Origin of the sequence: Aeromonas sp. QDB25 (assembly GCF_027707725.1) — a bacterium.
GTDB lineage: Bacteria > Pseudomonadota > Gammaproteobacteria > Enterobacterales > Aeromonadaceae > Aeromonas > Aeromonas caviae.
The window spans coordinates 1-817 of record NZ_JAPCIZ010000227.1 but is presented as its reverse complement, the minus strand read 5'-3'; the positions used below and the strand labels follow the sequence as shown (position 1 = coordinate 817).

The window sequence follows — 817 nt, the reverse complement described above, 5'->3', positions numbered from 1 at the left end:
CGCTGCCCACAGGAGTGGTTGAGGGCCGTGGTCAGGGCGTGCATCGAGAAGACAGATTATCCCATCCCGGCAGAACTGATGCCGTCAACCCCGTCCTGGTGAATAGATACCCGCGAAGAACCACAATTAAGGGTCTTAAAATGGTAAAAGATTGGATTCCCATCTCTCATGATAATTACAAGCAGGTGCAAGGACCGTTCTATCATGGAACCAAAGCCAATTTGGCGATTGGTGACTTGCTAACCACAGGGTTCATCTCTCATTTCGAGGACGGTCGTATTCTTAAGCACATCTACTTTTCAGCCTTGATGGAGCCAGCAGTTTGGGGAGCTGAACTTGCTATGTCACTGTCTGGCCTCGAGGGTCGCGGCTACATATACATAGTTGAGCCAACAGGACCGTTCGAAGACGATCCGAATCTTACGAACAAAAAATTTCCCGGTAATCCAACACAGTCCTATAGAACCTGCGAACCCTTGAGAATTGTTGGCGTTGTTGAAGACTGGGAGGGGCATCCTGTTGAATTAATAAGGGGAATGTTGGATTCGTTAGAGGACTTAAAGCGCCGTGGTTTACACGTCATTGAAGACTAGTCCTTTGCATAACAAAGCCATCAAACCGGACGCCAGAGATTCCGCGCCTGTTGCGCATGGCTTCGCCATTTTATGCGCAATAGGCGCGCCACCCTGTCGCCGTTTATGGCGGCGTTAGGCATCACAAAGTACAGCATCGTGACCAACAGCAACGATTCCGTCACACTGCGCCTCATGACTGAGCATGACCTTGCGATGCTCTATGAGTGGCTAAATCGATCTCA

The 817-nt window shown here is 49.8% G+C and carries 1 protein-coding gene; it reads left to right on the top strand.

From position 1 onward, the window contains the following. Positions 1–140: 140 nt before the first annotated feature. Positions 141–593, top strand: a complete 453-nt coding sequence (locus PG883_RS23620) for an NAD(+)--rifampin ADP-ribosyltransferase Arr-2 (protein ID WP_000237816.1) — start codon at positions 141–143, stop codon at positions 591–593. Positions 594–817 lie beyond the last annotated feature (224 nt).

Bases quoted from the DNA above. Each gene is read 5' to 3' on its own strand.
- PG883_RS23620 (WP_000237816.1), top strand. From the start codon at position 141: ATGGTAAAAGATTGGATTCCCATCTCTCATGATAATTACAAGCAGGTG.